This is a genomic window from Mucilaginibacter mallensis (genome assembly GCF_900105165.1).
GTDB classification, from domain to species: Bacteria; Bacteroidota; Bacteroidia; order Sphingobacteriales; family Sphingobacteriaceae; genus Mucilaginibacter; species Mucilaginibacter mallensis.
The window spans coordinates 2,266,836-2,292,390 of the sequence record NZ_LT629740.1 but is presented as its reverse complement, the minus strand read 5'-3'; the positions used below and the strand labels follow the sequence as shown (position 1 = coordinate 2,292,390).

Here is a 25,555-nt window from a genome sequence, read left to right as displayed (position 1 = left end):
AAACGCATATGAACAAATAAAAAATCCTGTAAATGTATAACTTACAGGATTTTTTATTTAACTCATCAATCAGTGGTGATCAATGTAATCCATTAAAACACCTACCGGGAATTTAGGATTATTCGGGAAACTTATAAGTAGAAATGATGAATTTATAAATAGATATATTACAATCATTCTGTTCTCAAACTCTTTATAGGGTTAACAATCGCTGCCTTTATAGATTCATAACTAACCGTAAGCCATGCGATGCCCAAAGCGCTAACGGAGGCCGCGAAGAATATCAGCCAGCTAGCATGGATATGATAGGCAAAGCCGGCCAGCCAGCTATTTACTGCATACCATGAAAGTGGTATAGCTATAAATATAGCGATCAGTATTAATCTGGTGATGCCGGAGGATAATAAATAGACAAGGTTAAACACCGATGCACCCAATACTTTACGTACACCTATCTCTTTGGTACGCTGCTCGGCCATGAAAGCGGATAAGCCATATAAACCCAGGCAGGATACAAAAATACCAAGAATAGCAAAGAGGTTAAAGATGTTGCCCATCTGTTGTTCTCCTTTATAAAGTTTGGCCAAATCCTGATCAAGGAAATCAAATTTGAAGGGGTAGGCCGGGTTGAGTTCCTGACTTATTTTTGCTAAAGCCTGTATAGTGGCGTTGGTTTTACCAGGTAACGTTCTTACCACTACAAAACCGCCCATTTTATTAAATGGCATAACTAACGGTTCTATAGCTTGCTGAACCGGTTTAAAATTAAAGTCTTTTACAACGCCAACGATAGTACCCTTGTTATCCCAAAGCGTTAATATTTTACCAACGGCGGTATTCGCATTTAAACCCATTACTCTCGCCATTTTTTCGTTAATCAAGTAGTTGTTTGAATCTGCTTTAAATTCTCTCGAAAAACTTCTGCCAGTCAATAACTTCATTCTGAATGTACGGGTAAAATCTTCATTAACAGCCATTACCGGGATAGACATCTGCGAGCTGGGATCTTTGCCATCCCAGTGTACGTTAAGAGTCCAGCTTCCCAGGTTGGTGGGCAGGTCAGAGGTGATTGCAAAATCACTGGTAAGCGGATTCCCTGACAATTCATTTTTAAAAGCTTGTTGCTTGCCCCAGATATCGCCCGCCATGGGTATATACAAAAGATTGGCTTTCTCGAAGCCGGGATTCCGGTCTCTGATAAATTTAAGCTGATTATAGATAACCACTGTGCCCACCAGCAATATGATGGAAACCATAAATTGGACAACGACCAAAGTATTGCGGAATAGTAAATTGCCACCCATTGATTTTACATTCCCCTTAAGTACTTTAACCGGGTTGAAGCCCGAAAGAAATAAGGCCGGATAACTACCTGAGATAAGCCCGGTTAATAAGGCAATGCCAAAAAGGCTTAACCAAAGCTTCACATCCCATAAATCAATAGCGAGTTTTCTGTTCGCAAGTTCATTAAATACCGGCAGAAACAGATTTACGATCAAAATTGCAAGCAATAAAGACAGAAAAGAAATAAATACTGATTCGCTTAAAAACTGCAGAATCAGCTGGCCGCGTACAGCTCCCGCTACTTTGCGTAAGCCAATTTCCTTGGCCCTCCGGGCTGAACGCGCGGTAGCCAGGTTCATGAAATTTATACAGGCTACTACAAGAATCAAAATAGCAATGATAAAAAAGATGTTTACATATTGCGCATTTCCGTGCCCTGGCAAATCGCCCAGTCTTTCGGGTGCCAGGTGAATTTTGGTTAAAGGCTGCAATTGGAACAAGGCCTTAGTTCCGGGACTATGCTTCTGAAAGATCTGGTCAATTTGTTTTTCCAGTCCTGATAAATTGGGAGCAGAGGGATTAAAACTTTCATCCAACTGAATATAATCCCAAAAATTGAAGTTATCCCATACATTATTTTTCAAATCATTATTCGTTCTTGCTAACGACGTCATTGGAAGAATGAAGTCGAATTGAAGATCGGAGTTAGCAGGAATATTGGCTAAAACACCCGTTACAATTAAGTTTTCCTGGTTATCTTTTCGTATTACTTTGCCAATGGGGTCTTGATTTCCAAAGTACTTTGTTGCCATTGCCTGTGTTATTAAAATGGCATCTACTTGTTTTAATGCGGTGGCACGGTCGCCTTTAACTAAAGGGTAGGAAAAAACATCCATGAAACTTGCATCGGCATAAAAAACATTTTCTTCCTCAAATTTCTTGTTACCTGTCTCCAGCAGGGCAGTATTGCTCGGTTGTATACGAACCATATTTTTCACGGCCGGTATTTCTGCTTTCAACCCACCGGGCATACCTGCCGAGTTGGCCGCACTTTTTGAATCACTAAATTCGCTGGTTATACGATAAATCTGGTTAGCATTTTTATGAAACTTGTCATAACTTAATTCATTTTGTACCCAAAGCAAGATCAGGATACTTGATGCAAGCCCTATGGCTAAACCTGTTATATTAATAATAGAATAAACTTTATCCTTTATTATATTTCTGTACGCAAGTTTAAAATAAGTTTTGAACATGGTTTTGCTGATTTAAATGAGCGGTTAATATATAAGCTACTAACGTAATGTTGTGATACTATTTAAAACCCGTGCCAATAATTTAACTCAATGATAATTAATATTTTACACAAATTTAGTAAACAATATCGTTCGAAAACGTTACAACAACTGTGCGGTTTTATCAGTTATAACCCGTCTGGAAATGGCTATACAGATGATGATCCCCAGATAAGGCTCCTGCCAGCGAATATTTGATTAGATAGGTTACTATAAAAATCCATCAATACAGAATGTCTTTGTTTTTTTGAAGATCAAACCCACAAGCATTTGCCAGATAAATTAATTATTGGGGTTAGCTGTAGTTGCGAAATCTTCGAGGAGGCGAAGTTGAATAAAATCGCGGAAAACAGCTGCCTAATAACCTAATAAAAGGATAAAGCCCCTACAATTACTCCATTTTATTCTCCTATTTTAGTAACAAAACGGCGCATTAAGCATTTAACACTAAATATCTGTTGTGGAAACTATACTGAACATCTCCGACCTTAGCAAAACTTACCAGAGCGCCGGGCGGTCACTGACCGTACTCGAACAAATAAACTTTTCAATAACAGCCGGTTCGACGAATGCGATTGTGGGCCCCTCAGGCAGCGGCAAGACGACACTGCTGGGTCTGTGCGCGGGATTGGACCGCTCCAGTACCGGCACTGTAGAGTTGAATAACATCAATTTAGGTCGGCTAAGCGAAGATCAGCGCGCGCAGGTCCGTAACCAGTACGTAGGCTTTATATTTCAGAACTTCCAGTTATTGCCCACCCTGACCGCCCTGGAAAACGTCATGGTGCCCTTAGAACTGCGTGGTGAAAAAAACTGCAAAGCAAGAGCGACCGAACTCCTGGACAAAGTGGGCCTGGCCGACCGCGGGCATCATTACCCGGCGCAATTATCCGGCGGTGAGCAGCAAAGGGTGTCTATAGCCAGGGCCTTTTCAAACCGGCCAAAATTATTATTTGCCGATGAACCCACCGGCAACCTGGATGCGGAGACCAGCGAAAAGGTGGTGAAATTATTATTTGACCTGAATAAAGATGCGGGAACTACGCTCGTTTTAATCACCCATGACCTCGAACTAGCTGCTAAAACGCAGCGTATCCTGCGCATCAAAGGGGGCCGCTTAATCGCCGACGAAAAAAACAACTAACAGGTCATGGAAAGCTCCCCTATCAATAATCAAAGAAAAATAAATATATCCTGGCTTTTTAAAATGGCCTGGCGCGACAGTCGTAAAAATCGTTCGCGGCTATTTTTGTTTATTTCAGCCATCATATTTGGCATCGCTGCGCTAGTAGCTATCTACGCCTTCAGGTACAATATACAAAACGATATCAACGCCCAGGCGGCCACCCTCGTTGGCGCGGACCTGGTGATCAGCAGTAATAAACCTGTCGACCCCGCTATGCAACCGCTGTTAGATTCCATCAGCCAGACCAGATCGCAGGAACGAAGTTTTGCATCGATGGTCTATTTTCCTAAAAGCCAGGGCACGCGGCTGGTGCAGGTACGTGCTTTACAGGGCGGCTTTCCGTACTATGGCACGATCGAAACCACGCCTTTAGTAGCGGCTGAAAAGTTCAGGAGCCATCAAATGGCCTTGGTTGACCGGACATTGATGCTGCAATTTAATGCCCATGTAAATGATTCGGTAAAGGTAGGTAACCTCACCTTTTTAATTGCAGGCATGCTGGACAAAGCGCCCGGACAAACCGGAATTTCTGCAAGCGTAGCGCCTGTCGTTTATATCCCCTTGCAATACCTGCAGCAAACCGGCCTTACGCAGAAAGGCAGCCGCGTCAGCTATAGTTTTTATTATAAGTTACCTGCCCATGTTAAGACAGGCCAGCTGGTAAAAAAGATCGATACCCGGCTGGATAAAGCGGACATGAATTATGAAACCATAGAAACACGTAAAGAGAGCACCGGACGCTCATTTGAGGACCTGTCCCGTTTTTTATCTTTAGTTGGGTTTATTGCCTTATTGCTGGGCTGTCTTGGCGTGGCCAGCGCGATACATATCTACATCCGCGAAAAGATCAGTTCTATAGCGATCATGCGCTGCCTGGGGGTGAAAGCGGTCGAGGCATTTTTAATATTCCTGATACAAATTGTGGGTATTGGTTTAATAGGCGCGGTTATTGGCGCGGCTTTAGGCACATGCGTTCAACAGCTACTGCCTTTTTTACTAAAAGATTTTTTACCCTTTACGATTTCGGTTGATATCTCATGGCTGGCTATAGGGCAAGGCATTTTGTTGGGGGTGATCATATCCATTCTTTTCGCTTTGCTGCCTTTAATTGCCATTCGCCATATTTCGCCGCTGAACACCTTACGGATGTCTTATGAAGATGTGAACCTTAGCGGGGATCCCCTCAGGTGGCTTGTTTACCTGCTTATCCTTTCTTTTGTAGTACTCTTTACCTTTTTTCAATTAGACAGCTGGCTGGGTACGCTATTTTTCACCATAGGTATCCTCATCGCTTTTTTAATACTTAGTGCTGTGGCATGGCTGTTAATGCGTTTGATGAAGTCAGTGATAAAAGCTTCGTGGAACTACCCCTTGCGGCAGGGCTTTGCTAACCTTTACCGTCCCAATAACCAAACCATGGTGCTTATTGTTTCCGTTGGTTTGAGCACCGCTTTTATCTGTACGCTGTTTTTTATCCAGCAGATTATCATTGGGCAGGTGACTTTGTCAACCAGCGGCAACCAGCCCAATATGCTCTTATTTGACATACAAAGCAGCCAGGAAAATTCTATCGCGGCATTAACACGGCAACAAAATATGCCCATCATACAGCAGGTACCCGTTGTGACCATACGTCTGGAACGGGTGAACGGCAAAACAGCCGCCGAAGTAAAAAAAGACAGCCTGATCAAAGTTTCCGCCAGGGCATTTGTCAATGAGTACCGGGTTACGTACCGGACTTCGCTCAGCCCATCCGAGAAAATAATGGAGGGTGCGTGGGTTGGCAAAGCGGAGCCGAATAAAGAAGTAGCGGTGTCGATTGAAGAGGGCTTTTCCAAACGGACCCATATAAATTTAGGTGACCACCTGGTTTTTAACGTTCAGGCTATACAGATGCCTGTTGTCGTCGGCAGTATCAGGAAAGTCAACTGGAATAAAATACAAACCAATTTCCAGGTGGTTTTTCCAGCCGGTGTATTGGAAGATGCCCCACAGTTTCATGTACTGCTTACGCGGGTATCATCGGCAACGGTATCGGCGCATTTCCAGCAACTGGTCGTTCGGCAATTTCCCAATGTTTCCATTGTCGATCTCGGCCAGGTATTAACTGTTGTCGACGACTTGCTGACCCGGATAGGTTATGTGATCAAATTCATGAGCGCCTTTAGCATCATTACGGGTTTAATTGTGCTCATCGCCTCCGTAAGGATCAGTAAATACCAGCGTATACAGGAAAGTGTGCTGCTCCGGTCATTGGGCGCCAGCGGGAAACAGATCTTTGCCATTACCGCTTTCGAATACTTGTTTTTAGGCATCCTATCCGCTTTAACCGGTATGTTAATTGCTATTATCGCCAGTTGGCTATTAGCTAAATATAGTTTCGAGGTGAGTTATAGTATCAATTATTTACTGGCTCTCGCCATCTTTTTTATCATATCGTTGTTAACAGTTATGATAGGTTTATTAAACAGCAGGAGCGCATTAACTCATTCACCGCTCGAAATATTAAGATCAAATGCTTAAGTCAGCTCATACCCATGAGATCCCTGGTTTATTATTGGCCCTGTTAATCATGGCCGGCTGCGGGCAAAAAACAAGTTCCGGTAATCAGGACACGGCAACTACTGAAAAACAGCCTGCCGCAAACAGCAGCACAAAAAACATTCTTTTCTTTGGTGACAGTTTAACGGCGGGTTATGGACTGGATGACCCCTCCGCTGCTTTTCCGGGTGTCATTCAAACAAAAATTGACAGTACCAAACTACCCTACAGCGTAGTTAACGCCGGCGTCAGTGGCGAAACCACCGCCGGCGGAAAAAGCCGTATTGATTGGGTATTAAAGCAGCCGGTAGCGGTGTTTGTGCTGGAACTGGGCGCAAATGACGGCCTGCGCGGCATTCCCATCAAGGAAACAGCCGATAACTTACAGACCATCGTTGACAAAGTTAAGGCAAAATACCCCCAGGCCAAACTCGTATTACTGGGCATGCAGGTGCCGCCCAACATGGGCAGCGCTTATGCCTCGGACTTTAAAGCCATATTTCCACGTATCGCTAAAAAAAATAAAATGGAGCTTGTCCCCTTCCTCTTACAAGGCGTAGGTGGTGTCCCCTCCTTAAACCAGAAAGACGGCATACACCCCACAGCGGCCGGCGCCAAAATTGTTGCCGGGAACGTATGGGAAATATTGGGTCCGCTACTGGTCAAAGCCCATGGCTAAAGCAATAATATAACATGAATTACATTATCAGTTTAATATAAGTAACTTGCATTTCATAATTAAACAAATTACATTTTATCGCCATGGCTGACCAAACACAAGATAACACCGTAATGTCACATATCAAGAAACTTACCGAAAAGGAAGAATATTTATACGGAAAAGAAAACCTGACAGACGAGGACATTAAGGAATTGCACCAAATAAAATCCGAGCTTGACCAATATTGGGACCTGCTGCACCAAAGGCGTGCACTCCGTGATGCGGGCAGGAATCCAGACAAGGCAGCAATGCGCTCCACTGACACGATCGAAAATTACGAGGAATAACATTTTCCCTTTAACCATTTTTTTTATACCTTCGCCGCCCTTCAAATTTTATAGTTTGAACATTCCCGGCATGAAGCAATTTTTATACGGCATTGATTTTGGAACGACCAACTCGGTACTGGCTATCTATGATGAAGAAGCCGGTGCGCTGCACAGCACCGTAATGATCCCCTCGCTCATTTATTTCTACCAGCAAGCCGGCCCGGGAAGTACACCAAACTATGTCGCGGGTGAAACTGCCATTACGGCCTACCTGGCGGATGGCATGAGGGGGCGTTTCATCAAATCTGTCAAGCAGATATTGTCAAAAAGCAGCTTCACCGAGACCCGTATCCAAAATAAGCGGTATAACGCTGCCGACCTGGTGGCCATTATTCTAAAGGAATTGAAAGCGCGTGCCGATCAGGTCACCGGACAGGATTGTCGCAAAGCAGTGATCGGCAGACCGGTTTTTTTTGACGACGATGATGTGCAGAAAGACACCCTGGCACAAACCCGTTTAAGCAAAGCGGCAGCACTGGCGGGTTTCGATGAAGTCCGTTTCCAGTTTGAACCGATTGGGGCCGCATTTGCCTATGAGCAAACACTGGCAAAAAAGGAAAATGTGCTGGTAGCTGACCTTGGCGGTGGCACAACCGATTTTACGTATTTGGTGCTTGACCCTGAAAAAGTGGGCAACCAGGACCGCAAGAACGACATGATGGCCAGCGGCGGCATTTATATTGGCGGGGATAGCTTTGACTCCGCCTTTATGTGGGAAAAAGGCACACCCTATTTCGGCAAATACACCCAATATGAAGCCACACCTGGCAAAATATTAACTGTACCCAAGTCCCTTTTTGTTAATATCTGTTCCTGGGAGCAAATGAATTTCTTTAACGGGCCGCGCATCAAAAAAGACATAGATGATTACTATTATTTTTCCGGCCGGGACCCGCGGTTTAAAAACCTGGTCACCCTTATCGAAAACAATTTAGGCTATTCGGTATTCCAGGCGATCGAGCAAACAAAAATCGCGCTGTCCGCTAAAGATAAGGCTCTATTCGGCTATGACCAAATGGGCATCTCCATTGATGAGGAAATAACCTTGCCGGCCTATGAGCAGCTCATCGCGAAGGACGTAGCGCGGATCGCGGACTACCTGGAGGAATTTATGCGCCAAAACGGGATCCGACCAGAAAACATCGACAGCCTTTTTCTAACCGGCGGCACCTCCATGGTAGGCAGCATTCAAAAGCTCTTTCAAAGCAGGTTTCCCCATGTTAACCTGAATTCCGCAGACAATTTTCAAAGTGTAGCCAAAGGCCTGGCTTATAGCGGCTATCTATTCCGGAATTGAAAAGAAGCGGCTCCTGCGAAAACGCAAAAAACGCGCGGGAGCGATCTTTTAGTTCAGCTTAACTGATCATTTATAAACCAATACCACCAGTTCAAGTACTTTTACGTAACTCAAAACGATTTTTGACCGCACCGCATTTAACTGTTTTTTACAGATCCGAAAAATGTTCCGGTGATTTGTGCTATCCTTGTCCATCAGGTCGTAACACTCTGTAACTTCTTTTACAACGCTTTTCCTGATTTGTTCATTGAGCCAGATCTTGACCTTTTCATTGAACGCTGCTTTATTAAACATCCTGAAACTTTATTTTTATAACAGTACTAATATATCTAAATTAAAGATACTGATTTACAGATATTTGAAAACTTTTTCAGAGTAAAAGCTATTCCCAATCAGAAGCAAAGCGAAAATTCCATTGGCTTATATAAACAATAATGATGAAATGATGAGAAATCGCAAATTATACTACTTGTTGCCTTCGCCTGGTATATGATAGTTTGAAAGTTCAGCAGCAAGCGGCAATAATTTACCTGCCGAATCTGCAAGCCAATCTTTATATGTATAGAATAGAACCGGCCCCATCAGGACTTTTTGATGAAGAACGCCGAATGTGTTCAAAAACTCTTCCATGCACTGGCTCAGGGTCTGCCCCTTCTTGTTAGGAAATGCTTTAGGATCTGTAAACCCCCATTCTGTTATCCAGAAAGGCTTATCATGCCCGAGAGCCGTAGCATCTTCATCCATGATATGGGTAACCCATGTATTTATATCATTTGAAGCATAGATATGCGAACCGTAACCATCTACATGATAACTGGAATTATCCAGATAATTATATCCATCAACATTACGTAGCAATGCTACAACGCTGGCAGGTTGCTCAAGGTGATGCGGTGGGTTATCCCATGCATTAATAACGTGGGCCATCCCAAAAGTAATGATCTTTGCCTGGGGGAAGTAGCGCGGATCATGAAGCACCATGGCCCCGGTTTTCAGAAATTGACCGTAGCCGCGTAACCAGGTTTTTAACTCTTCCGGCGAAGCTGCGTGGCCGTTCGGCACATCGGCATCATAAGCATAGGTATCATCTTCATTTCCAAACTCTACAGCGTCAACGGTGAGGTTAGCCGCTTTAAGCGCATCAAATAAATTACGCAAACGTGCAGCAAATTTAACCAGGTTGATCTGGCTTAGTTTTTTTTCTTTCCAGCCAACTCTATTGCCTATTCGCCAATTTGGCAAAGTTTCCGGATGATCATAATCCTCATCCATCTGAACGATATTTACCAACACTTTTAGTTTATACTGTTTAGCTGTTTTAACAAGTCCGACAAAGTTGGCTACCCCTTGAGCCGATCCGCTGGTGGGGCCATCCCGAAACCACGCCGCATGAAGGTTTTGAATATCACCCAGTATCTTTTCCTGTATTGATTCGTTCTGCGAGGACAATCCCGAGTAATCAATTCCTGTTTCTAATGTATCGGCGACGGTATCAGGTCGTATCGGGGCGAATACATGCACCCATTTTACTTTCATATCCAATCCCAATGGATTGGCCGGAACTTTACCCGCAAAATCAGCCAATGCAGTGGAGAGGATGACCCCGGCTGTCCCCTTAATGGAATCCGAAATATCCAACGCTGCTACAGGCTCACCATCAACTGAATATATCAAAGATTCGGGTGTCCAAAGTAGTCCGTAATCATGGTATCCTACAGAAAGATCATCAGTAAATTTCTGCATAAAACCTACCGATTGATGTACCGGCTTCCATTTATGCAAAGTCATATGCGAGTAGTTGGGGTATTTTGCTTCTGTAATATCAATCTCAAAGGAATCATCAGTGGTTAGCCAGATCGCATTGTTTAAACCCGAACCCGGCGCAATCTTCATCCGGCACTCAAAGAAGCCATATTTCTGGCGGAAATTGCTCCAGATGGAACCGGTTGACCAGGCTGCCTTATGCCCTGTTACTGGCAGGGTCTTCAAGGTAAGCCCATCCGCATTTACTATCACGCTGGCAGGTGTACGGCATGATTTCAGGGCGGCCAGATCGTCGGATTTGATGGTCCAATCAGCTGCGAACTTAGCAGTATCGCTGAAGTTTTCTGAAAAGACCGGCACAGTTCTGCCCTGGCGATAACTTGCAATTGCGGCTTTATCAGCAGCTGTAACGGGTCGTCGCCTGCCAAACGGCTGATCCGGATATCCCCAGGTGGCCGGGCCAAGGGGCGTGACAGGCTTAATTACTGGTTGAGGTTCCTGCGCCTGTAAACCGGTAAATAAACAAATGTTCAAAAGTATTAAAAGCAACTTTTTCATAATGGATATACACGTAATGATTTGACATACATATGGTGCCCGGCCGGATTATCGGGGATCTTACCAGCATATTCCATAACTGCAGTCGAAAAACGTATATCAGCAGCTTTGGTGATAGCCCCATTTGTTGTAATGGCAGCAACCGGCTGACCATCTACCTCGAAGATGATCTCTTCCGGCGTCCACAACACACCATAGTCATGAAATTCATCGGAGAGGTTGCCGCTAAATTTACTGTTAAAACCGACAGCATGTTGTTTGTCATCCTTCTCCTTATCCCAGTTGTTATTGTTATGAAGCGTAATACGTAAGATATTCGGATAATGAACTTCCGCAATATCAATTTCAAACTTGTCTTCACTAACGAGCCAAAAGGCATTATTTATCCCGCTGATATCCGCTGCCTTTATAGTCGCTTCGAAAAACCCATATTTTTGTTTAGCCTTGCTGATCATCGACCCTGTGGACCATTTGGCGTGGCATTTGGTAGCAGGCAGTGTCTGTAACTGTAAACCGGAGTCGGTTGCCACGATGTTCTCAGGCAGCCGGCAAGATTTTAGATCCGTTCTATCGTCTGATTGTAATACCCACTGCGATTCGAGTTCATCCTGGCTGGTGAAGTTGGTTAATATCACGGGTTGCTTATGTCCTGAGCGATAGCTAGCGATCAAAGCCCGGTCCGCGGCGGTTACAGGCCTACGGGTTCCCCAGGGTTGATTGGGGTTACCCCAGGTTGGCGGCCCAAGTAAAGTAACTGCTTTTGTGGCTGTATTTTGCGCCTGTGCAGCCGTTAAAAGCGAAATGGCGGTAAGAAATAAATAAAATCTTTTTTTCATGTCGTTAACTTTTTATTGATTTAAATTATTTGCTATGGCGATCCTTCCGCTTTCTGTTAAGCTACCGCAGCGAAAGGCACTGGCACGATCTTCCTTAACCGCGTGAATATTGCCCTGCCAGTTATAAAATAATAAACCACCTAGCCTTTGCTGCTTTGCGAGCTGACCAAAATAGCCGCGCATCTCGTTCACCAATTGAACACGCGCGGTATCAATTACCGGGCAGGCATCGGTATTGACGGCAAATCCCCACTCGGTAAACCAGCATGGTTTCCCGTTTTTACTACCTGGCGGCTGGCATTCATCAAGGCCGTTTTGGATCAAATGGGTATACCTGGCTTTAGCGCCGACCGCTGTTCCCGGCCCGGTTCCGGTAGGATAGCAATGAATGCCGTACCCATCCACCAGCTTATCCAAACCATGATCGCGCAAAAAGTTGAGTGTGGCGTCAATACTAACCGCATCAGCCTTTTCATGCTGCGTCCATGTGCCGCCGCTCAGGTCGGCTAATCCGGCGGTGATGATCGGTGTATTCCGGTTGAGTTTGGATTGATCGCGCACATTTTTCAGTACAGTCAGTACCTTCAGGTATTGCAGCAGGCCTTTAGCAAATAGTATGCCCTCCGGATCGCTGGTTAAATCATTCAATCCCAGAACTCTTCCCTCTCCGGGCAAGGGAAAATCAGCGTTAAAGCCTGCCCAGTTCAACTCGTTACCCAGTTCGAGACCTGCCAGTACAATCCCTTTAGCTTCAAGCTTATCTATAAGCCGTTTAAAATAACCTGCACAGCTATCCGGATCAGCTTTAGAAAGCGGCGGTGCCCGCCACAAACCGTTAAATCCTTTTGGGGCAGAAGGCCATGGCGTACCCGGCGCATACGCCATATCTACGATCATTTCTATTTTTATCCCGTGGGCATACACGCGCTGTATGAATTTGATGCCTTTATCGTTGACAACATCTCCGGCACGGATCACTTTGACCCCGGCATTTTGCATCGCTGTTAAAATAGACTCTTGTTCAGCAACGGTAAGATTTTGAGGCACGTTTACTAAATTTACCCCTATTATGACCTTATTATTTTGTGCTTTTACAAGGACAAAAGACAATATCAACATCATGATTAAACAAAGACCTTTTTTCATATCGGTTTATTTTAATATTAATCTGTTTTATAGCCTTTAGAAAGGCTGCAATGCAATTTTCCCACTCTCCGTTAATGCGCCGCAGCGGTAAACATCCCAAACACGGTCGCCCGTCCAGGAATAATAGATAAGTCCTAACAAACGCTTTTCCTGCATTAGCGGGCGAAAATCATCCATCATTTCCTGCACCAAAAGGCTGCGCGCTTTTTCATCCGATGGACAGGCTGTGGCGTCATTTGCAAATCCCCATTCCGTAATCCAGCAGGGTTTACCTGTAGTAGAACCTATCGGATGACATTCAGGGAGGGCGGTTTGCATTAAGCGTCTTAAACGATGCACTGCGGCAGCCTTATCTCCAGGGCCATCCGCCCAGGGATAAACATGAATTCCATAGGCATCTACCAATGAATCCAAACCATTGGCACGAAGAAACCGGATTGTTGCACTAATACTAACTGCGTCATACTTCTTCGGCTGTGGCCAGGGTCCTTCTGGGCCGGTATCCGATAGGCCTGCTGATAAGAGCGGCGTATACTGATTGAGTTTTGAATGATCACGTATTTGCTTTAATACCGTCAGCACTTTTAGATATTTAAGGTAGCCTTTAGCAATTTGCTGTCCTTCAGGATCGTGATAAAGGTCATCCAAACTAAAGTTTTTGCCTTCACCGGGCAATGGAAATTCCGCATTGAATCCGGGATGGTTAATTTCGTTCTCCAGTTCCAATCCGGCCAGTACAATGCCATTAGTATCCAGCTTATCCATCAACTGCTGAAAATACAGCCTGGAAAGTTCAGTGTCTGCATAAGATAGCGGTGGTCCCTGCCACATACCCGGAAATTCCTTTGGTTGGTAAGGCCGTATGGGCGCGTTTGGTGCATATTGAGAGTGAATGATGAGCAGAACCCTGATGTTCTGAGCATAAGCACGCTTTATAAATGCTATGCCCTTGTCCGCGTCGGGGGCAAAGAAACCAATACGGATAACGCTGACACCGGCGGATCTTAGCTCACTAAGGGTAGCGTTCTGTTCTGCCAGGCTCCAATTAAGCGGGTGTACCACATTTGCGCCTATCGTAACCTCCGTGTTGCCCGGAGATCGTTTAGCTGTTAAGTTTTGTGCTCGTGCAACAGTAAAGCAACAGGTTGCAAAAAAATATAAATAAATCCTTTTCATCATCTCATGTTTTATTTTCCAATTATTTTAATAACACTGGATCAAGGGCTGATTTGCCGCTCTCGGTAAGCGCCCCGCACCGAAAGATACTTCCGAAGGAAACGTTTTTTGATAAAGGGTCGCTGTTCCATGAGAAATACAACAACCCAACCAGCCTGCCTTGCTGTACATAGGGGCGGTAGTTATTCATCATCTCCTTAACAAGTAAGGTTCGGTTGGTGTCATTTATAGGGCAATTCATGTCTGTGTTATTGAACCCCCACTCTGTTATCCAGCCGGGCTTTCCACTTTTGCTGCCAATTGACTGGCATTCTTTTAAATCAAAATTTGCTAAGCGGTTCCTTCTGCCGGTAGCAGCCGAAGCATCACCCGGACCATTGCTCCATGGATAGATATGTATGGCATAACCATCCACCAAACTATCCAGGCCATGGGCACGCATATATTCAATTGTTGAGTTGATACTAACGATATCACCCTTCGGCCTACCAGGCAAAGGACCGTCGTTTTGCTCATAATTGCCCAGTCCGGCAGTCAGAATTGGCGTATGTTGATTAAGTTTGGAATGATCCCTGATATCCTTAAGTACAGCCAATACCTTTAAGTACTGAAGATACCCTTTAGCAATCTGCTGCCCCTCCGTATCGTGATACAGATCATCTAAACTAAGTTGTACTCCCTTACCAGGAATGGGGAACTCGGGGTTGGTGCCGGAAAGGTTAATCTCGTTTCCAAGCTCAAACGCAGTTAATACAATTCCTTTAGCTTCCAGTTTGGCAAGTATAGGGGCAAAAGTATTTCTGAATTGCTCAGGATCAGCAGCCGAAAGGGGAACATGTCCAAAGGGATCATATCCGCCGAAATGATAGATCAACCATTCAATTTGAATGCCTTGTTCCCAGGCGCGTTGCGCAAAATCAACCCCTGCATCGTTTAATGTAATACTTGCGCGGATAACATGGACTCCCGCAGATTTTATCTTGCTGAGCATATCGTTCTGTTCTGCAATGCTGAGTTTATATGGATTGATTACGTTAACGCCCACAGCAACAGCTTGATTGTTAATAGAGGGCATTGGTATTATGTTTTGCGCCTGTGCAGCTGTCAAAAGCGAAATGGCGGTAAACAATAAATAGAGTTTTTTTTCCATGCTTTTAATTATCCTGTTGAATAAATTATCATAAGGGTTGAAATGCTTTTTTTTCAGTTTGGGTTAATGTGCCACCATTTATTTTCCGAACTTAAGCTGCTGGATCGCCGCTTTGCCGCTTGGGGTTAACCCGCCGCAGCGATATAAACTATAGGGATCAGGCTGCTTCGACCAGGGGTCAGAATTCCAGGCAAAGTAAGTTACCCCTACCAGGCGGCCCTGTGCCGATGCTTTTGCAAAAATGCCCATCATTTGCTTCACCAACATGGTTCGGGCAGTATCGTTAACCGGGCAATTTTGGTCGGTATTGTTAAAACCCCATTCGGTTATCCAGGCAGGCTTGCCGCTTTTTGAACCCACCGGGCGGCATTCTGCAATATCGACACTGGTGAAACGGGCAACTCTCTTAGCATCCGCCGCCGGGTTCCCCGGCTGCCCTGGTGAGGGATAGCTATGGATGCCGTAGGCATCTACCAGTGTATCCAGGCCATTCGCCTGGAGAAACCCTATGGTAGCAGATAAGCTCACCATATCTTCTTTTTTATTATTATACAGCTTTTCTCCATCCGGCGCACTCACCATACCCGCCAGAATGATGGGTACATGGCGGTTCAGGCTGGATTGATCACGTACTTCCTTCAGCACAGCCAAAATCTTGAGATATTGCAAAAAGCCTTTAGCAATTTGCCTGCCTTCAGGGTCGTTATACAGATCATGCAGACTCAGTATCTTCCCCTCGCCAGGTATGGGGAATTCAGGGTTGAAAGCTGCCCAATTGATCTCGTTACCCAGTTCAATACCGGCTAAAACAATGCCGTTTTTATCCAACTGATCAAATAGGGACTGATAATATTTTTTGGAAAGCTCCGGATCTGCATAGGATAAAGGGTGTCCACTCCACATCTGCGGAAAGTTTTTCGGGTCATAAGGCCTTGAGGGCGCCCCCGGCGGATACTGCGGACTAAGGATAAGCTGCACACTGATGCCGTTAGCCGCTGCACGTTTAGCATAATCGATACCCTTGCCATCTGCGGTGATACCACAACGGATAACCTGGACACCTGCCGCCTTGAGTTGGTCAAAAGCAGCGTTTTGATCCCCCAAATTGGCCCGCATTGGGTTAACAACATTAACGCCAACTACAACCCCACGGTCTCCCTTAACTGTTTGAATCCGGGCGTTTTGCGCTTTCACATTGATAACCCAGGCAATTGTTGCAAAAAGTAGGAAAAGAACTTTTTTCATATTTTCTTTTTATAGTGTTGAAAAGACACTTGTGAGACAAATTTAAATCAATAAGGTTTATTTAACTTTAAGATTTAGATGGGTTTATGATAACTTGGAGAATATGAAGCTATTGATCCCTCATTTCGGAAAATCGACCAATGTATTCTGCAACACTTTGATCATACTTAATACTATAGCCATGGGACTAGCCGGCTAGAAGGGCGTCAGCGCAAGGCGTCCGGTTTCCGTCAAATGATCGCACCGATAGATGGCGAAGCCTTCGCGGGCGTCGAGCCATGCATAGTAAAAGAGTCCGGTGACACGCTTTTGCGCAATATAAGGCTGGAAGTTGGACCGCGTTTCATTGACCAGAGTGATCTGATTCGTTTCACGGGGGGGGCAGGATGTATCGTGATTGGCGATACCCCATTCGGTAATCCAGCAGGGTTTGCCACCTTTGCTGCCTGGCGGCTGGCATTCTGCCAGGACGTATTTCTGCAGTCGTTCCCGGCGTCCCGCCGCGGCGCCCGGGTTTCCCGGGTTATCCGTCCAGGGATACGTGTGAACGCCGTAGACATCTACAAGATCATCCAGACCGTTGGCACGCATGAAATCAAGGGTCGCTGCTGCGCTGACCGCGTCCAGTCGCACTTTGCGGGGAGCATCCGGAGCTTCGCTGAACACCAGACCGGCGCTGACGATCGGCGTATGCTGGTTGAGTTTCGATCGCAAACGGACATCCTTGATGACCGCCAGCAGTTTGAGATATTGCAGATAGCCCTTAGCCACCTGCTGTGCCTCAGGGTCATGAGAGAGATCCCACAGGTTGAATTCTCTGGATCGAGTTGGGGTTTCGGCGGGCAGGCTGAAATCCGCATTGAACATGGGAGAATTGATTTCGTTTCCGAGCTCGAAGCCGGCCAGCGTGACGCCGTCAGCATCGAGCTTGGCGAGCAGCGGCTCGAAGTATTTGCGGAACTGATCAGGATCGGCGGCAGAGAGGGGAGGTCCGCCCCATACACCAAATGCATTGGGCCACGGTCGGCTGGGTGCGCCTGGGCGATATTGCAGTTGGATTAGCCAGAGGATTCGGATGCCCTGTGCCTGGGCACGCCGGGCAAAATCGACTCCCTTATCACCAGGCAGGATGCCTGACCGGATGTATTGAATTCCGGCAGCGTGCAACTGAGTCAAAATGGCATTCTGCTGATCGACGCTCATGGAAGCGATGGCAGCATTCACGCCGAGGAACAGATTCTGCTTCTGCACCGGCTGGGTTCCGAAACACAAGCAGAAGATGCAACTTAGAGCAAAGATTTTACCGACGAGTTTTTCCATAGTAATTTTTGTGGACACAAAATAGAAAAATTCTCTAACAGCGTCAAATGACTGACCAGCAGGCATACTAATTCTTAGATTCGGCTTTGCATTTTGCATTTCATTCTCAGTTCAAAAGATAGTACTCAGGTGGCCCTTTTTGTTAGTTCTTTTGCTTCTTCAGATAGAAGAAGAACGGATTACTGCGCAAGCGATAGCGTGAAGGAGCGCCTGTACATCGCATGATGTGAAGTGCCATCGTTTGCACCTTTTGCATAATACAAATACCCGGTTTTGCCGGTTACGGTCTCCGATGGCCGATCAGGGGATAATAGGGTGGGATACCAGTTGTAGGGAGCTGTTGATGGCGTCACGGTTGCGTCCGGAACCGGTGCAGGCAGCATCACTTGTCCGGCGGTCCAGGTAACCAGGTCCGGCGAGGTAGACATATAGATCCCACCGTTCCCAACGACAATGAGTACGTAAACATTAAGATACGCGTTGAAAGTGACAAAGGGCTGCCGATGGTCTGATGGTACATTTTTATCCAAAATAAGTTGAAGTGGGGTAAATGCGCCGCCAAGACCCGGTGAGGCAAACGATCCGTTCCAAAACTTCTGCCAGCTCCCGGGAACGGCATCATCCGAAATAAGCGAGCGGGCAATGCCGATACCTTCCATTTTGCTTTGGAGGTCGATCTCGCGGAAAAAGATATAAATATAGCCGTTCGCTTCAATCGCAGCCGGTGTTCCAATTCCCGCCCCGGTTGGTGGCTGTGAGGCTTCCTGGGGGTCATAACCGGAGAGAATCTGACCTTCGCGTTGCCAGGTGATCCCGCCGTCGCCGGATCGGGCCAGCCCAATCCCCGCATAAAATGGGATTCCATTGCTATGATTGGTTCCAAACAGGTGATTCTCCGCATGGTAGATCATCAGCAGGTCCGACCCGTTCGCTGCCCGGAACACACTCCCCGAACCGGCATAATCCGCATCGAATGCCGCGCCACCCGCACCACTTGGAGCAAGAAGGGGTATTGGGACACCGTTAGCGGATTTGAGCGGCGACAAGTTCAGCATGTCCGGGGTAGAAAAGCCCACGGTTCCGCCGTCTGCGGCAAACCACATATTGAAACTCCCGCTTGCGTTGGGCAAGTACGACAAATGCTCATCGGGGCTAAACAATAAACCTGGAGAACCCGGTGGAATAACGTTCTGTTCTGGGCCGAGTACGACACTAAACTTGGGTTGGCTCTGTGCCGGCGTAGCCGGGGACTTGCTACATCCGCTGCTCACGACAAGCAGTGTTATCAATACGCTACCTGCGTTTCTTGCAACAATAAACAAAAAAGATTTTTTGCAAGTCATAACCTCATCGTTTTGCTTCGAAAAAGTAAAAACTAAATATTACGTAATTATACAAAAAGCCTGCCCTTTTGTTTGTGTGCCAGTAGCCGTCATAAACAATAACTTTTTATGGTGTCTGGAATTATGCCTGTTTTCTTCACTTTTGGGGAAGGTTAAAATGCCTTCTCCCTAAACTTCATTATCCTCAGGTGTTATTTGCACTTCACCCCCTGTGTGATGTTATTGCTTTTATAATACATGATCTATAACCGCCAAATGTCCTTTAATGCTCCTTTTAAAAAGGGGTAACAGAAATTTGCAGTGGTCCAGATCCTGACAACGAAATATTATTAAAACTTGCATACGTATGGCCCCCTTGTGTATCTTGAGTTTGGCCATTTAGTGTTACATGGCATCTTTGGGTTACAGTGGTTACCTGGATATTATATGTATCAGTGCTATTATAGGTTATGTAATTTTGGGTTGAGGTATTTGTAAAGGTTAAGTTTGCCCCGGGAAATCCCGAATATGCCGGGGTAATACCCACAACTACCGCGTGAAGAGAAGCAGAAGATGGCATAGTAACGGTTATAGGCATAACATAGTGATTCCTGATGTAAATATCTACCTCGCCATTAGGAGAATTATTATTTACTACTACCGTATGCTGGCCAATATCAGTTACTCTGTTTTCAGCAGTCCACTGTATGGGGGCATTAACGCCCGAATTTAATAGTATTTGAATATTGGTCATGGGAACCTCATAAGTCATAGGATAATCAAGGCTGTATTGTACCCCGTATGCCTCTAAAGTCTCAAATGCATAAGTAAGTTGCGGCACATTATTTACTGTCATTGATGAATTTGCAGAAAAGCCACTAAACGATGAATTATAACTATATAAGCTGCCATTTTGGGCAGTCATTGTCATTACACCTTGCAAACTGATTCCTGCAGATACTGTAACCAATGTACCATAAAAATAGTTAGCAGTGCTGCCCTGACCCGAACCATACCAATTGGTGACGGCCCAATAATTCCCTCCACCTGCATTAGATGGCCCCCATTGCAAAACGGGTTGTAAAATATGCGAAGTCGCTGAAAGACCGTCTTGCATGCCATTAAATATATATATTGTTTGGTTATCATTATTAACAGGAGCATCAGGAACAACCCAAGTTGTAGTAAATTTGCTTATTGCGTTAGCCGTATTAGTATTATTCCATACGGCATCCGTTATCCAACCAGTGCCCAAACCGGGTACAACAGCGCTTTTTGTAACGGCAAGGCTGTTATTAGTAATGGTTACCCCACTATTTGTATTAATAACTCCAAAGTCATTAATAGTCTGTTTGGTTTTAGAATCTTTTTCTAATAATCTGCCATTAGATTCGGTAAGTTCATGTCCCGAAGGCAAAAAATGTACCTGCGATTTTTTCTTATAGCCAAATGGAGTACTCACAAGGCTATCTTTTTGCATAAGCAGTAATTTATTCTGAGTGCCGGCCGTGGTTGTTTTTATTTGCATTGAAGAATTGATGCCGCTTTTCTGACAACTGGTAATACTTACAATTGCTGTTGCTATACAAACAATTAATAAAGATAGTTTTTTAATCTTTTTCATGTATTTACAATTAGGGATAGGTTAAAGATGCTGTACTTTTTTACAGACATAAAAAATGATAAGGAAAGGAAAAGATGATTAGGTTTCATACGATGATTAGGTTTCGTACAATATTAAGGTTAAAATTAACACAATAATTTGTTTTCACACCACAAATATTACATCATTCAAAGCACTCGTATTTTTCTTTAGGGTAATAGTGAAAGTAATGTTTATGCCAACGGAGTAGATGCTCTATTTTCTAAAAATCTGCATATCAATCAGATAAACGATTTCTGGTGAGTCAGGGGTAAAACTTTGAGTTGACTCACCAATTACTCACCAGAATAGCGCGAAATAGTGAATAAAACAGTGATTGCCCAAAAACATAAAAGCCTGCAAATAAATAATTTGCAGGCTTTTGTTCTTTTTTGATATCGAATTCGGCGGTGAGGGAGGTACTTGAACCTATGATATTTCGTTTAATTCTATTTTAGCAAGAAACAGCCTTTATACATCAATAAAGGTATATTTATAAAGCACAACTAAAATAAACTTAACCTACCTCACAAAATAGTTGCTACCAAATTTGCTACCAATTTTATAAATACTTATATTCGTTTAAGTTTTTACATAATAAGCGACATTATGAGTACCCTACGTTTTAACCTGCGGGAAGATAAACCCGACAAGGCGAGTAAATGCCCTATTGAATTAATTTATCAGGTATCAGGGCAAAGGAAATATTATCAACCCGAAAACAATAAAGGTAAGCCGGTTAAATTAAACCCTATCAATTGGCAAGCTGAAAAGCAGTTAGCTGTTTATGTTAATCCAACTAAGGCAAAAAAACTATTGCCGGTCGAATTACATAAAGACTTAGATAATGTAATATTGTTAGATAGTGAAATTGAAACGGTAAATGATACTATTGCAAAAGTAAAAACTGATATTAAAGCCATTGAAGATAGGTTTGCTTTGGATAAAATCCCTTATTCGGCAACAATGGTAATAGATGCTTTGAAAGGCAGTTTAACCAGTAAAACCAAAAAAGAAGAGCCAAAGGACTATCTTGTTGATTTGATAGATCAATATGTTGCCGCCCACGCCCTAAACCGGGAAGCGGGGTATTTAACTGTTTTCAAGTCGGTTAAAACCCACTTACTTGCCTATCAGGTTGCCATTAAAGAAACGGTAAGGATTGAAACTATTGATTACAACTTCTTTCAGCGTTTCCAAACATTTTTGATTAATGACGGCAAATTAAAAAACAACACTATTGCAAAAGCCCTAAGCACCCTAAAAACCTTATTAGCCTATGCAGGTAAGACTGGAATTAAGGTGAATGATAATTACAAAGGTTTTTCTATAAAACGTGAGAAACTGGAGGTAATTGCCCTTAATGAAACCGAATTTGCCACTTTGCTAAATATGGATTTATCCAAAAATAAAAGGCTTGACCAGGTGCGTGATGTGTTTTGCTTTTCGTGTGCAAGCGGTTTAAGGATCAGCGATATGCAACAATTAAAAAGAGAGCATATAAAACGGGATGAAATAAACATCACTGTTAAAAAAACCAAAACAGAGTTAACCATTCCGCTAAATGGCATCACTTCTAAAATACTTGAGAAGTACAAAGAGCAGCATAAACCCCTACCCTTGATTAGCAGTCAAAAGCTTAATACCTACATTAAAGAATTGTGCAGAGAGGCTAAAATTAACGAACCTATTGAAATAGTGCGTTTTAGAGGTAGTAAGCGAGAAACAGAAACTTTCCCAAAACATGATTTAATTCATTTACATACTGGCCGGAAAACATTTTGCACGTTGTCACTTGAAAAAGGAATGAGCGCAGAACAGGTAATGAGCATAAGCGGCCATACTGATTATAAGTCGTTTAAAAGATATGTAGATGTAACTGAAAAATTGAAAAAGGTCGTGATGGTAAAAGCCTGGGGCGAAATACCTGTTTTAAAGGTTGTGTAACTGGACAAAGTGGACAGTTAAAAAAAGGTTGATTATTATGTTGTTTTTTTTGATATGAGTATTACTATTACTGATAGAATGTTGAGGGAAATTGAGATATACAAAAATATTTTTCATTCCCAATATTCAAAATACACCCCTGGTCGTGGATTGACATATCCCATGATTTTAGACAAAGATGGCAAAGATGGAATTGATGGTCGTTATATATGTAGCATTCATATTTATTCAGATGATAAAATGTTTGAAATACAATCTTTTAAGGATGAAATTACTAAACGTTATGAAAGCACATCAAACCACAGTCTGTTAAAAGCCGATTTGCTTGAGATTCGAGAATCCGCAACTGAAGTAATGAAATTCTATGATGAAAATCTTACTTATGAGGCTAAGATTGTTAAAGATTTTATAGATCAGTGTAATTCTTTATCGATCGCTGAAAGTCATGATTTAAAAAAAACGCATCAAGCTGTTATAACTATATTAGATTACTCTATTAGCCAAATTTATTTGGGAGTCAATAGTGCTAACGATGTTGGCTTAGGTAATTTTCGGAACAACTACTCCCCTATCTATAATCAGCTAATTGCAGTAAATTGTTGCTTGCAAATTGTTGAGTTTATTGATAAATTATCATTTTCTGAAAGTTTGATAAAAACAAACGAGGACTCCGATATTATTGATAGCTCTTTGAAAAGTCTGTTCAAGGAAGCTTCCAAATATAACGCGGTTATCAATTTGATGGTAAGCGGCGGCAAGATTCTTAAAACATCGGATGGTTTACAATGGCATGGATTTAAGAGAAATGCGAAATATGAAGCGGTAGCTTTTTTAGAAGTGCTTGCCGCCAAAGGGCTGTTAACTAAAAAAGTCGATAACGGTAAATATCAAATAGAAATTTTATCAGGTACATTTTCAGGCTATGATTGTGATGAGAGGACGGCAAGAAAACGGGATGAAATTTTCCTATCTAAAGATAAATATTTCGACCTTTTAAACTCAATTTAATTAATCCATTCCGAACCTTCCGCTTTTTCTTTCCAAACCTTCCGAACCTTCCATATTATTTTATCATATAGTAAAACCAGCTTAAACTTGTTAAAAAACAACAAGTTATGCAAAAAATGATTTTAATAGATGCAACTGAATATGATGATTTAATTAAGCAGGGAAACAAGCCACCCATTGCATTAGAAACCACTAATCAAGTAATTGAACAGCCAATTAATCAACAGGCGCTTTGCCAGTTTTTAGGCATTACAGAGCCGACGATCATAAGGTATAGGAAGCGTGGAAAAATCCCATATTTACAAATTGGCAGTAGAATACTTTATCAAAAGGATAAGGTTATTGCCGCACTTGAAAACAAGAAAAGGGGTTAAGCCATGCAGGAACTTGATTTAATGCCAGGCAATGAACATATTAAAGATAACAATTTAAACACATTGGCTTCCGATGATTTACGTTTCCCCGTAGATGTATTTCCCTCGCCGTTTTATGAATTTATAACTGAATGTTCCAATGCCTTGAATTTTCCGATTGATTACACTGGGACGGCTGTATTGTTGGCTGTAGCGACAATAGTTGGCAAAAGTGCAAAATTGAAAGTTAAAGAGGGTTGGTTGGAATTTCCGGCATTTTTTGCAGCAATTATAGGCAGTCCCGGTGCGAACAAAAGCCACCCTTTAGACAAGGCTTTTGAACCCTTAATCAATATTGACAGATTGATAAATGAAAAAAACAAAGCGGAAAATATTGAATATGAGCAGTATTTGGCACTTTCTAAAAAAGACAAAAAAGGCATTCCACCAGTTGAAAAACCCAAAGTGGTCAAATCAATACTGCACAATTTTACGCCCGAAATACTACATCAACGGTTGGTTGATAACACAAGGGGTTGTGCCGTAGTTAGTGAAGAACTGGCTACTTTTTTTGAAAACATGAATAATTATTCAAAGGGAGACCAAATCAGCACATACCTATCATTTTGGAGTAACAAAGGCACTTCGATTGATAGGGTATCCATGCCAGTGCCATTATTTTTACTCGATCCGTTTTTAAATGTGATGGGCAGTTTACAGCCGAGGGTGTTAACTAAATTATTTCCACCTGGCAAATCAGATAATGGATTTTTACAAAGATTTTTATTTGCGTTCCCTGATAATGCAGACAAAAAACCTATCAATGATAATGAAATTGGCGATGATGTGATTAATAACTACGGCCAATGGATTGAGGATTACCTCCAATCAAATCCTATAGAATTTGACCTGGAAACGGAAAAGCAAAGGCCCAAAATTTATTATTGGAGTAATGAAGCAAAAGCTTTTTTCTACATGTGGCAAGCGTCTAACACAGTTGCAGTAAATGAAAATGCAGAAACCTTGAAAGGTGAAATTATAAACAAATATGATATTCACTTTATCAGATTGAGTTTGATATTTCAATTAATGGATAATTACAGGACTAATGAAATATCTATTAAAGCAGTAGAACGAGCAGCCAAATTATGCTCCTATTTTTTAAACTGCGCTATGAAAGTGGTAAATATTTTAGAAGATGATAGTCCTGTTAATCATCTGCCTAAAAATAAAAAGGACTTGTTTAACAGATTGCCGGCAAAATTTACGACCGCTGAAGCTAATGCCATTGGTGCAACGTTGGGTTTTGACATAAAATTCATACAAAGATTTATGAACGACGAAAAATTATTTCTACGGGCATCCCATGGGAATTATACTAAAAAGGCAAAATGATAATTCTGTAATTAGTCTAAGTCCTTAATGTCTTTATTGT

The 25,555-nt window shown here is 43.2% G+C and carries 20 protein-coding genes; 9 read left to right on the top strand and 11 right to left on the bottom strand.

Annotation, left to right across the window (positions count from 1 at the left end):
- Positions 1-173: 173 nt before the first annotated feature.
- Entirely contained in the window at positions 174-2,540 is a 2,367-nt protein-coding gene (locus BLU33_RS09405; protein ID WP_091371595.1) for an ABC transporter permease, read from the bottom strand.
- A 499-nt stretch (positions 2,541-3,039) separates the two neighbouring features.
- Here BLU33_RS09405 and BLU33_RS09400 point away from each other — a divergent pair, with 499 nt between their 5' ends.
- From BLU33_RS09400 to BLU33_RS09380, 5 genes are all read left to right on the top strand, one after another.
- Positions 3,040-3,723 carry an ABC transporter ATP-binding protein gene (locus BLU33_RS09400; protein ID WP_091371594.1) on the top strand — a complete coding sequence of 228 codons (684 nt, stop codon included), beginning with the start codon at positions 3,040-3,042 and terminating at the stop codon, positions 3,721-3,723.
- Positions 3,724-3,729: 6 nt separating this feature from the next.
- Positions 3,730-6,288, top strand: coding sequence for an ABC transporter permease (locus BLU33_RS09395; protein WP_091371593.1), 2,559 nt, complete (start codon positions 3,730-3,732; stop codon positions 6,286-6,288).
- Positions 6,281-6,985, top strand: coding sequence for an arylesterase (locus tag BLU33_RS09390; protein ID WP_091371592.1), 705 nt, complete (start codon positions 6,281-6,283; stop codon positions 6,983-6,985). Before BLU33_RS09395 ends, BLU33_RS09390 begins: the two co-directional genes overlap by 8 nt.
- Before the next feature lie 83 nt (positions 6,986-7,068).
- Positions 7,069-7,314, top strand: a complete 246-nt coding sequence (locus BLU33_RS09385) for a DUF2630 family protein (RefSeq protein WP_091371589.1) — start codon at positions 7,069-7,071, stop codon at positions 7,312-7,314.
- Between the two features lie 70 nt (positions 7,315-7,384).
- Complete coding sequence (locus BLU33_RS09380) at positions 7,385-8,653, top strand: Hsp70 family protein (protein ID WP_091371585.1); 1,269 nt, start codon at positions 7,385-7,387, stop codon at positions 8,651-8,653.
- A gap of 66 nt (positions 8,654-8,719) precedes the next feature.
- On the opposite strand, the gene BLU33_RS09375 is transcribed toward BLU33_RS09380, so the two are convergent.
- The 10 genes from BLU33_RS09375 to BLU33_RS09330 form a co-directional block, all read right to left on the bottom strand.
- The gene (locus tag BLU33_RS09375; protein ID WP_091371584.1) at positions 8,720-8,947 is read right to left on the bottom strand and encodes a hypothetical protein; all 228 of its coding nucleotides are present in this window, start codon (positions 8,945-8,947) and stop codon (positions 8,720-8,722) included.
- A 171-nt stretch (positions 8,948-9,118) separates the two neighbouring features.
- Positions 9,119-10,975 (bottom strand): glycoside hydrolase family 16 protein, encoded by a 1,857-nt coding sequence (locus BLU33_RS09370; RefSeq protein ID WP_091371581.1) that lies wholly within the window; start codon positions 10,973-10,975, stop codon positions 9,119-9,121.
- Positions 10,972-11,811 (bottom strand): glycoside hydrolase family 16 protein, encoded by an 840-nt coding sequence (locus BLU33_RS09365; RefSeq protein WP_091371579.1) that lies wholly within the window; start codon positions 11,809-11,811, stop codon positions 10,972-10,974. Before BLU33_RS09365 ends, BLU33_RS09370 begins: the two co-directional genes overlap by 4 nt.
- A gap of 12 nt (positions 11,812-11,823) precedes the next feature.
- Complete coding sequence (locus BLU33_RS09360) at positions 11,824-12,957, bottom strand: hypothetical protein (protein ID WP_157682099.1); 1,134 nt, start codon at positions 12,955-12,957, stop codon at positions 11,824-11,826.
- Positions 12,958-12,993: 36 nt separating this feature from the next.
- Positions 12,994-14,136 (bottom strand): hypothetical protein, encoded by a 1,143-nt coding sequence (locus BLU33_RS09355; RefSeq protein WP_157682098.1) that lies wholly within the window; start codon positions 14,134-14,136, stop codon positions 12,994-12,996.
- Between the two features lie 19 nt (positions 14,137-14,155).
- Positions 14,156-15,283, bottom strand: coding sequence for a hypothetical protein (locus tag BLU33_RS09350; RefSeq protein ID WP_091371571.1), 1,128 nt, complete (start codon positions 15,281-15,283; stop codon positions 14,156-14,158).
- A 78-nt stretch (positions 15,284-15,361) separates the two neighbouring features.
- Positions 15,362-16,528 (bottom strand): hypothetical protein, encoded by a 1,167-nt coding sequence (locus BLU33_RS09345; protein ID WP_091371570.1) that lies wholly within the window; start codon positions 16,526-16,528, stop codon positions 15,362-15,364.
- Between the two features lie 195 nt (positions 16,529-16,723).
- Entirely contained in the window at positions 16,724-17,848 is a 1,125-nt protein-coding gene (locus BLU33_RS09340) for a glycoside hydrolase family protein (protein WP_157682097.1), read from the bottom strand.
- Between the two features lie 179 nt (positions 17,849-18,027).
- Positions 18,028-19,191 carry a glycoside hydrolase family protein gene (locus BLU33_RS09335; protein WP_157682096.1) on the bottom strand — a complete coding sequence of 388 codons (1,164 nt, stop codon included), beginning with the start codon at positions 19,189-19,191 and terminating at the stop codon, positions 18,028-18,030.
- A 274-nt stretch (positions 19,192-19,465) separates the two neighbouring features.
- Entirely contained in the window at positions 19,466-20,794 is a 1,329-nt protein-coding gene (locus tag BLU33_RS09330; protein ID WP_091371564.1) for a hypothetical protein, read from the bottom strand.
- A gap of 627 nt (positions 20,795-21,421) precedes the next feature.
- Between BLU33_RS09330 and BLU33_RS09325 the strand changes: the two genes are divergently transcribed.
- The 4 genes from BLU33_RS09325 to BLU33_RS09310 all read left to right on the top strand — a co-directional run bounded on the left by BLU33_RS09325 (position 21,422) and on the right by BLU33_RS09310 (position 25,515).
- On the top strand, positions 21,422-22,759 hold the full coding sequence (locus BLU33_RS09325; RefSeq protein WP_197684585.1) for a tyrosine-type recombinase/integrase: 1,338 nt from the start codon (positions 21,422-21,424) through the stop codon (positions 22,757-22,759).
- 54 nt (positions 22,760-22,813) lie between these two features.
- Positions 22,814-23,767: a hypothetical protein gene (locus BLU33_RS09320; protein ID WP_157682095.1), complete on the top strand. Its 954-nt coding sequence runs from the start codon at positions 22,814-22,816 to the stop codon at positions 23,765-23,767.
- Between the two features lie 107 nt (positions 23,768-23,874).
- Positions 23,875-24,141, top strand: coding sequence for a helix-turn-helix domain-containing protein (locus BLU33_RS09315; protein WP_091371558.1), 267 nt, complete (start codon positions 23,875-23,877; stop codon positions 24,139-24,141).
- A gap of 3 nt (positions 24,142-24,144) precedes the next feature.
- Positions 24,145-25,515 carry a DUF3987 domain-containing protein gene (locus BLU33_RS09310; RefSeq protein ID WP_091371556.1) on the top strand — a complete coding sequence of 457 codons (1,371 nt, stop codon included), beginning with the start codon at positions 24,145-24,147 and terminating at the stop codon, positions 25,513-25,515.
- Positions 25,516-25,555 lie beyond the last annotated feature (40 nt).

What these genes read in the sequence shown, in the direction of transcription:
- BLU33_RS09320 (WP_157682095.1), top strand. Translation starts at nt 22,814, where the DNA reads ATGAGTATTACTATTACTGATAGAATGTTGAGGGAAATTGAGATATAC.
- BLU33_RS09310 (WP_091371556.1), top strand. Translation starts at nt 24,145, where the DNA reads ATGCAGGAACTTGATTTAATGCCAGGCAATGAACATATTAAAGATAAC.
- BLU33_RS09350 (WP_091371571.1), bottom strand. Translation starts at nt 15,283, where the DNA reads ATGGAAAAAAAACTCTATTTATTGTTTACCGCCATTTCGCTTTTGACA.
- BLU33_RS09335 (WP_157682096.1), bottom strand. Translation starts at nt 19,191, where the DNA reads ATGACTTGCAAAAAATCTTTTTTGTTTATTGTTGCAAGAAACGCAGGT.
- BLU33_RS09370 (WP_091371581.1), bottom strand. Translation starts at nt 10,975, where the DNA reads ATGAAAAAGTTGCTTTTAATACTTTTGAACATTTGTTTATTTACCGGT.
- BLU33_RS09325 (WP_197684585.1), top strand. Translation starts at nt 21,422, where the DNA reads ATGAGTACCCTACGTTTTAACCTGCGGGAAGATAAACCCGACAAGGCG.
- BLU33_RS09340 (WP_157682097.1), bottom strand. Translation starts at nt 17,848, where the DNA reads ATGGAAAAACTCGTCGGTAAAATCTTTGCTCTAAGTTGCATCTTCTGC.
- BLU33_RS09380 (WP_091371585.1), top strand. Translation starts at nt 7,385, where the DNA reads ATGAAGCAATTTTTATACGGCATTGATTTTGGAACGACCAACTCGGTA.
- BLU33_RS09355 (WP_157682098.1), bottom strand. Translation starts at nt 14,136, where the DNA reads ATGATGAAAAGGATTTATTTATATTTTTTTGCAACCTGTTGCTTTACT.
- BLU33_RS09315 (WP_091371558.1), top strand. Translation starts at nt 23,875, where the DNA reads ATGCAAAAAATGATTTTAATAGATGCAACTGAATATGATGATTTAATT.
- BLU33_RS09345 (WP_091371570.1), bottom strand. Translation starts at nt 16,528, where the DNA reads ATGAAAAAAGTTCTTTTCCTACTTTTTGCAACAATTGCCTGGGTTATC.
- BLU33_RS09375 (WP_091371584.1), bottom strand. Translation starts at nt 8,947, where the DNA reads ATGTTTAATAAAGCAGCGTTCAATGAAAAGGTCAAGATCTGGCTCAAT.
- BLU33_RS09360 (WP_157682099.1), bottom strand. Translation starts at nt 12,957, where the DNA reads ATGAAAAAAGGTCTTTGTTTAATCATGATGTTGATATTGTCTTTTGTC.
- BLU33_RS09330 (WP_091371564.1), bottom strand. Translation starts at nt 20,794, where the DNA reads ATGAAAAAGATTAAAAAACTATCTTTATTAATTGTTTGTATAGCAACA.
- BLU33_RS09385 (WP_091371589.1), top strand. Translation starts at nt 7,069, where the DNA reads ATGGCTGACCAAACACAAGATAACACCGTAATGTCACATATCAAGAAA.
- BLU33_RS09390 (WP_091371592.1), top strand. Translation starts at nt 6,281, where the DNA reads ATGCTTAAGTCAGCTCATACCCATGAGATCCCTGGTTTATTATTGGCC.
- BLU33_RS09365 (WP_091371579.1), bottom strand. Translation starts at nt 11,811, where the DNA reads ATGAAAAAAAGATTTTATTTATTTCTTACCGCCATTTCGCTTTTAACG.
- BLU33_RS09405 (WP_091371595.1), bottom strand. Translation starts at nt 2,540, where the DNA reads ATGTTCAAAACTTATTTTAAACTTGCGTACAGAAATATAATAAAGGAT.
- BLU33_RS09395 (WP_091371593.1), top strand. Translation starts at nt 3,730, where the DNA reads ATGGAAAGCTCCCCTATCAATAATCAAAGAAAAATAAATATATCCTGG.